Here is a 6,630-nt window from a genome sequence, read left to right as displayed (position 1 = left end):
CGGCAGGTATCACCTGCCGGGCGCCCTCACTGCGTCGACAAAGCTGTCCCCGCCTCAGCCTTCACCTACCGGTCCGTCGTGGCTGGGCGCGCAGTTCCCCGCGCCCCTTCGGGGGCGCCCCCTCAACGGCTCAGCTGCTTGAACTTGCGTACCGCGAGCGGCAGGAACAGGAGTGAGATCGCGATCGGCCAGAGCACGGCCATCAGGACCGCGTTCTGCTCGACCCAGCTCGCCCCGCCCGCCCCGGGGTTGCCGAACAGTTCGCGTGCCGCCGTGCCGGTCGAGGAGACCGGGTTCCAGGCGGCGACCGGCGCCAGCCAGTCCGGCATCAGCGAGGGCGCGACGAAGACGCTGGAGATCATGGTGAGCGGGAAGGCGACCGCGTAGAGCCCGCCCGCCGCTTCCGGGGTCGGCACCACGAGGCCCAGGAACACGCCGACCCAGATCAGGCTGAACCGCAGGAGCAGCAGCAGGCCGAACGCGGCAAGGGTCTCGGGGAGCCCGGCGCTCGACCGCCAGCCGATGGCCAGCGCGGTGAGCGCGAGGATCGTCAGCTCGGCGCAGGCCACGATCAGGTCGGCGAGTCCGCGGCCCGCGGCCACTGCCGACGGTGCCATCGGCATCGAGCGGAAGCGGTCGATGACGCCCTTGGTGGAGTCCGTGACGACGGCCATCGCGGTGTTCATGAAGCCGAAGGCCATGGTCATCACGAACATGCCGGGCATCAGGAACTGCTTGTAGTCGCCGTCCTCGCCGCCGCCCGGCACCTTCATCGCCTCGCCGAACACGAATCCGTACAGGAGCACGGAGATGATCGGGAAGCCCAGCTGCCAGGCGATGTTGACGGGCTGGCGCTGGAAGTGCGTGAGGTAGCGGCGGGTGACGTTCCAGGTGTCGGCGAGCGCCCAGAAGAGGCGTCCGCGCGCCGGCTGTGCGGCGTCGGCGTCCGTGGTCGTGGTCAGTACGGCGCTCATGCCGCGGCCCCCGTCTTCTCTTCGATGTCGGCGGCCTCGGCGGCCTGTTGCCCGTTCGGGCCCGTCCCGTGCTCCGTGCGGTGTCCCGTCAGCCGCAGGAACACGTCGTCCAGGCTCGGCCTGCGCAGGCCGATGTCCTCGACCGCGACGCCCTGGTCCTGCAGGGTCCGCGCCACGTCCGTCAGGGCGGCGACCCGGTCGGTGACGGCCGCCTGGACGCGGCGCTCCAGGTCGACGGACTCGGGCACGCCCTCCGCGACGCGGGCGACGGCCTTCAGGGCCGCGGGCAGGTCGGCGGTGTCGCGGACCACGACCTCCAGGTAGCTGCCGCCCACCGTGTTCTTCAGGCCGTCCGGGGTGTCGTCGGCGATGGCGCGGCCCTGGTCGATGACCGTGATCCGGGAGGCCAGCTTGTCGGCCTCCTCCAGATACTGCGTGGTGAGCAGGACGGTCGTGCCGTCCGCGACCAACTTCCTTACGGTGTCCCAGACTTCGAGGCGGCTGCGCGGGTCGAGTCCGGTGGTCGGCTCGTCCAGGAAGAGAACGGCGGGCGCGAGGATCATCGACGCGGCGAGGTCGAGCCTGCGCCGCATGCCGCCGCTGTACTGGCCCGCGCCCTTGCCCGCCGCGTCCACCAGGTCGAACTGTTCGAGGAGTTCCTGGGCGCGCCGCGCCGCCCGCTTGCCGCCGAGGTGGAAGAGACGGCCGAACATCTCCAGGTTCTGCCGACCGGTGAGGACCTCGTCGACGGCCGCGTACTGGCCGGTCAGGCCGATGCGTCCGCGTACGACGTCGGGCTGTCGCACCACATCGGCCCCCGCGACCTCGGCCCGGCCGCCGTCGAGGCGCACCAGCGTCGAGAGGATGCGCACGGCGGTGGTCTTGCCCGCGCCGTTCGGACCGAGCAGTCCGTGCACCGTGCCGCGCGCCACGCGCAGATCGAAGGCGTCCAGAGCCTTCTTCTCCCCGTAGCGCTTGTCGAGCCCCTCGGCCCGCACCGCGTATTCGTTCGTCTCGCTCACTGCCCCTCCAGACCTTCCCGTCCCGGTCACCCGGATCGGACCCCATTCTGGGTACGCCGTACCCAATAGAGAGTACACCGTACTCAGTTTTGCGGGTACACCGTACCCAATTTCTGGTCAGGCGATTAGGCTGAGCGCCATGACGAGCACGAACGGCGGATCCGGCGACAACCAGCGCACCGGCGGCGACATCGCCCGCAGCCTGGAGCTGCTCTGGGACGCGGGCGAACGGCCCACGCGCGGCCCCAAGCCCGGACTCACCCTGGACCGGATCGTCACGGAGGCGGTGCGCCTCGCCGACGCCGAGGGGCTCACGGCGGTCTCGATGCGCCGCCTGTCCACGGAGCTCGGCACCGGCACGATGTCCCTGTACCGCTATGTCCCGGGCAAGGGCGAGCTGCTCGACCTGATGCTGGACCGGGTCTACATGCCGGCCCCCGACGCCGAACTCCCGAGCGGCGGCTGGCGCGAGGCCGTCGAGGCGTACGCCCGCGAGACACTCGTCCTCTACCGCGCACACCCCTGGCTGCTCCAGGTCAACCAGGCACGCCCCGTGCTCGGCCCCGGCTCCGTCGGCGGCCTTGAACTGACCCTGGCCGGGATCAAGTCGATGGGCCTGACCGACCCCGAGCTGATCGGCGTGATCGTCATGGTCGAGGGGTACGTCACCGGGGTCGCCCGCACCCAGGTGCACGAGGTGGAGGCGGTCAAGAAGACCGGCCTGACGGACGAGGCGTTCTGGGAGGCGCAGTACCCGACCCTCGAACGGATCATGAAAAGCGGCCGCTACCCCCACCTCGCGGGCCTGTCCGACGACGCGTTCGGCCCGCAGTTCGACCACTTCGAGTTCGGCCTGCAGCGCCTGCTCGACGGCCTCGACGTCCTGGTGGCCCGGCGCGAGACGGAGACGAGCGCCGCCGGGCAGGCCTGAGGTACGGCCCGCCGCTCCCGGTGGATCACCCGCTACTTGCGGCGGAACACCCGCTTCAGCCCGAAGAACGCGGCCAGCACCACGGCGAGGGTCAGCGCGCCCACCTTGACGTCACCGCCGAGCCCGGAGCCCCCGCCGTCCCCCGACTCACCGGAACTCCCGCCGCCGGACGCCGAGTTGCCGCCGCCCGCCCCCTCGACCTCGACGGGCTCGACCTCGCTCTGCCCGCCTTCGGTGCCGTACAGGATGGTCGTCCCGTCCAGGGTGTACGTCGCGGACTCGCCCTGCCGCTGCAACGGCACGCTCAGCCGCCCCTCGCGCTCGGGCTTCCTGCCCTCGCCCTTCCAGGTGTACGAGACGCCGCCGAGATACCCGCGCAGGGCGAGCTGCTTCCCGTCGGGCGAGAAGGCACCGTCCGTGGTCCACAGGCCGGTGGTGCCGAGGCGCTTGAAGACGTTGACCCCGGACGAGGACATCCGCGCGGGGCCCTCGTACAGCGCGCCGCCCTCCTCCTTCTTGTCGGCGATGTAGATCCGGCCGGTCTTCGGGTGCACCATCAGGGCCTCTGCATCGCGCGCCCCGTCCTCGTACTTCACCGTGTACTGCGTGGCGCGCACGGTCCGGTCGCCCAGCTCCTTCGGCTCGGGCAGCTTGTAGATCCACACGTGGGACCAGGTGCCGCCGAGGTTGTCGCCGATGTCGCCGACGTAGATGTTGCCGTCGGCGCCGACGGAGATTGCCTCCACGTCGCGGGGCTTGCCGACTCCGGTCAGGGTGAGGGTGGCGACGGTTTTGCCGGTCCTGCCGTCCACCGCGTAGAGCAACGCCCCGTTCTTGTCCTGGTCGTTGTGCGTCCAGTAGACGCCCGGGTGGGCGCGCGAGGCGGCGAGGCCGCTGGACTCGATGATGCGGGGGTCCTTGATGGTGAACCCGTCGTGGCTGTCGTCGGCGGCGGCGGGGCCGGTGGCGCCGGCGAGGAGGAGCAGGGCTCCGGCGCCGGCGGTGCCGACGGCACCGAGGACACCCATCGAAGAACGCAGTGAACGCATGGCCCAAGCCTGCCACCCCCGCGCCCGGGGCCGGGCGTTCGCCAGGTGTTCGGCCTCGCATCGGGTGTTCAGCCTCACATCGCAGGCCGGGGCCTTGATCCGCGATGATGAGCGGATGCTCAGGTTCATGTTCGTCGGCGACTCGATGACGATCGGCAGCGCGGGGGAACACACCTGGCGCTACCGGATGTGGCAGCACCTGCGGTCCTCGCTCGGCGAGCGGGGATTCGCGGTGGTGGGCCCGCGCAGCGCCCTGCACGACAAGGTCTCCGGCGAACCGGTCTCGTACGCCTACGCCGACGGCGACCCGGACTTTCCCCGCCACCACTTCGCGGGGTGGGGCGAGGGCTGGCTGCACATGGCGCCGCGGATGGCGGACGCGGTGCGGGAGGACCGCCCCGACGTCCTGCTCGTCTCCCTCGGCCTGATCGACCTGGGCTTCTACACGAACGCGGAACAGACGGCGGAGAACGTACGCCGCTTCGTCTCGGCGGCGAGGTCGGCCAACCCGCGGGTCCGCCTCGTCCTGCTCCCCGTGATCCCGAACATCCGGGCCAGGACGGACGCCCCGTTCGCGGCGGAGGTGTCCCGCTTCAACGTGCTCCTCGCGAAGGCGGCGGCGGACCTCGACACGGGCGCCTCCCCGCTGCTCCTGGCCTCGACGCCACCGTCGTACGACATCGACCGCGACACCTACGACGGCACGCACCCGGGCGCGAGCGGCGAACACAAACTGGCGGCGGCTTTCGCGGACGCGATGCACCAGGCGTGGGGTCTTGGCGCGCCGTACGGATCGACGCACCCGGCACCCTCCGAAGTGCCGGCCACCGCCTGAAGCCGTCCCCGCGATCGCCCCGGGCCGCCCCCGGCCCCCTTGCGTAGAGCGCACTCCAAGTCGTTGGCTTGGCAACCATGAAGTACACGCAGCTGGGACGCACAGGACTCAAGGTCAGTCGACTTGTGCTCGGAACCATGAACTTCGGGCCCCTGACGAACGAGCCCGACAGCCACACGATCATGGACGCCGCGCTCGACGCGGGCATCAACTACTTCGACACCGCCAATGTCTACGGGTGGGACGAGAACAAGGGCCGCACCGAGGAGATCCTCGGCACGTGGTTCACGCAGGGCGGCGAGCGGCGCGACAAGACCGTCCTCGCCACCAAGATGTACGGGAACATGGCCCTCGACGGAAAGCCCGCGTGGCCCAACCACGACCTGCTCTCGGCGGTCAACATCCGCCGGTCCGTGGAGGCTTCGCTCAAGCGCCTGCAGACCGACTACATCGACATCTACCAGTTCCACCACATCGACCGCAGCACTCCCTTCGAGGAGATCTGGCAGGCGATCGACACCCTCATCACCCAGGGCAAAATCCTCTACGCGGGTTCATCGAACTTCCCCGGATACAAGATCGCCCAGGCCAACGAGATCGCCGCGCGCCGCGGCAGCTACGGCCTCGTCAGCGAGCAGTGCCTCTACAACCTCGCCGAGCGCAGCGCCGAGATGGAGGTCATCCCGGCCGCCCAGGACTACGGCCTCGGCGTCATCCCGTGGTCGCCGCTGCACAGCGGGCTGCTCGGCGGCGTCCTGAAGAAGGAGGGCGAGGGCAAGCGGCGCACCGGCGGACGCGCCGCCCAGGAGCTGGCGAAGCCCGAGGTGCGCGCGCAGGTCCAGGCGTACGAGGACCTGCTCGACAAGCACGGCCTCGCGCCGGGCGAAGTGGCGCTCGCCTGGCTGCTCACCCGGCCCGGCATCACCGGCCCGATCGTCGGGCCGCGTACGCCGGAGCAGCTCACCAGCGCACTGCGCGCGGTCGAGCTGGAACTTCCGGACGAGCTGCTCGACGCCCTGGACGAGATCTTCCCGGGGCCGGGGCCCTCGCCGGAGTCCTTCGCCTGGTAGCAGGGTCCTTCGCCTGGTAGCGGGCGACACCTGACGGGCAGCGGCTCTACGCGGCCGCGGTCATCGCCTCACTGGCCGACCGCGGCCGCCACGGCCACCACGACGAACATCACTACGAGCACACCGGCCATGATCCGGTTCCTGGTTTTCGGGTCCACGTAGTCGAGGTTAACCGGCTCCGCCCAGCGGCCATCGACCGACCACCTCATAGCGGGGCCGCTCCCCCGGTACTCCGCTCACGGGCAGGTTGCTGCGTACGAGGGTCAGCTCGGCCACGGTCCACTCCGCGCCCTCGAAGTCCGCGAGGCCGTCGGCGTATGTGCGCAGGGGCGGCTCCCCGTGGCCGCGGGCCAGCGTCAGGTGGGGGCGGTAGTGGCGGTGCTCCTCCATGGTGATGCCGGACTTGCGGGCCGCGGCGTCCGCCCGCCGGGCGAGGAGGCGCAGGGTGTCCACGTCACCCGCGGCTCCGGTCCACAGGGCGCGGTCGCCGAAGTGGCCACCCCCGTGGAGGGCGAGGGGAAAGGGAGCTGTGTGCTTCGCCGCTCGGGACAGCCGCTCGGACAGCTCCGGGACCGTGGCGTCCTCGACCTCGGACATGAAGGCGAGGGTGAAGTGCCAGCTCTCGCGGCGCGTCCAGCGGAGGGCTTCGGCGCCCGGCAGGGTCTTCAACCGGTCCGCCGCGTCGGCCAGCTCGTCCGCTGCGGCTTCGAGCGGCAGCACGGCCGCGAAGAGTCTCATGGGGGAAGTCT

7 protein-coding genes are annotated in these 6,630 nt (G+C 70.9%); 3 read left to right on the top strand and 4 right to left on the bottom strand.

Annotation, left to right across the window (positions count from 1 at the left end; all coding sequences use genetic code 11):
- Nucleotides 1–122: 122 nt before the first annotated feature.
- Together ACWGIH_RS32255 and ACWGIH_RS32250 are read right to left on the bottom strand one after the other, a co-directional pair.
- Entirely contained in the window at nucleotides 123–974 is an 852-nt protein-coding gene (locus ACWGIH_RS32255; RefSeq protein ID WP_453448644.1) for an ABC transporter permease, read from the bottom strand.
- The gene (locus ACWGIH_RS32250; protein WP_453448643.1) at nucleotides 971–1,996 is read right to left on the bottom strand and encodes an ATP-binding cassette domain-containing protein; all 1,026 of its coding nucleotides are present in this window, start codon (nucleotides 1,994–1,996) and stop codon (nucleotides 971–973) included. The genes ACWGIH_RS32255 and ACWGIH_RS32250 overlap by 4 nt, the downstream gene beginning before the upstream one ends.
- Before the next feature lie 139 nt (nucleotides 1,997–2,135).
- Between ACWGIH_RS32250 and ACWGIH_RS32245 the strand changes: the two genes are divergently transcribed.
- Nucleotides 2,136–2,927 (top strand): TetR/AcrR family transcriptional regulator, encoded by a 792-nt coding sequence (locus tag ACWGIH_RS32245; RefSeq protein ID WP_453448642.1) that lies wholly within the window; start codon nucleotides 2,136–2,138, stop codon nucleotides 2,925–2,927.
- Nucleotides 2,928–2,959: 32 nt separating this feature from the next.
- Here ACWGIH_RS32245 and ACWGIH_RS32240 read toward each other — a convergent pair whose 3' ends face one another.
- Nucleotides 2,960–3,976: a WD40 repeat domain-containing protein gene (locus ACWGIH_RS32240; protein ID WP_453448641.1), complete on the bottom strand. Its 1,017-nt coding sequence runs from the start codon at nucleotides 3,974–3,976 to the stop codon at nucleotides 2,960–2,962.
- Nucleotides 3,977–4,091: 115 nt separating this feature from the next.
- Between ACWGIH_RS32240 and ACWGIH_RS32235 the strand changes: the two genes are divergently transcribed.
- The gene (locus tag ACWGIH_RS32235) at nucleotides 4,092–4,811 is read left to right on the top strand and encodes a GDSL-type esterase/lipase family protein (RefSeq protein WP_453448640.1); all 720 of its coding nucleotides are present in this window, start codon (nucleotides 4,092–4,094) and stop codon (nucleotides 4,809–4,811) included.
- A gap of 77 nt (nucleotides 4,812–4,888) precedes the next feature.
- The gene (locus ACWGIH_RS32230; RefSeq protein WP_453448639.1) at nucleotides 4,889–5,881 is read left to right on the top strand and encodes an aldo/keto reductase; all 993 of its coding nucleotides are present in this window, start codon (nucleotides 4,889–4,891) and stop codon (nucleotides 5,879–5,881) included.
- Nucleotides 5,882–6,049: 168 nt separating this feature from the next.
- On the opposite strand, the gene thpR is transcribed toward ACWGIH_RS32230, so the two are convergent.
- Nucleotides 6,050–6,619: an RNA 2',3'-cyclic phosphodiesterase gene (thpR, locus tag ACWGIH_RS32225; RefSeq protein WP_453448638.1), complete on the bottom strand. Its 570-nt coding sequence runs from the start codon at nucleotides 6,617–6,619 to the stop codon at nucleotides 6,050–6,052.
- Nucleotides 6,620–6,630: the final 11 nt, after the last annotated feature.

This window comes from Streptomyces sp. NPDC054872 (genome assembly GCF_053610705.1).
The sequence above is the reverse complement of the archived record's forward strand: the minus strand, read 5'-3'. Positions and strand labels throughout refer to the sequence as shown.

Coding starts and splice junctions, on each gene's coding strand:
- ACWGIH_RS32240 (WP_453448641.1), bottom strand. CDS start 3,976: ATGCGTTCACTGCGTTCTTCGATGGGTGTCCTCGGTGCCGTCGGCACC.
- thpR (WP_453448638.1), bottom strand. CDS start 6,619: ATGAGACTCTTCGCGGCCGTGCTGCCGCTCGAAGCCGCAGCGGACGAG.
- ACWGIH_RS32255 (WP_453448644.1), bottom strand. CDS start 974: ATGAGCGCCGTACTGACCACGACCACGGACGCCGACGCCGCACAGCCG.
- ACWGIH_RS32245 (WP_453448642.1), top strand. CDS start 2,136: ATGACGAGCACGAACGGCGGATCCGGCGACAACCAGCGCACCGGCGGC.
- ACWGIH_RS32230 (WP_453448639.1), top strand. CDS start 4,889: ATGAAGTACACGCAGCTGGGACGCACAGGACTCAAGGTCAGTCGACTT.
- ACWGIH_RS32235 (WP_453448640.1), top strand. CDS start 4,092: ATGCTCAGGTTCATGTTCGTCGGCGACTCGATGACGATCGGCAGCGCG.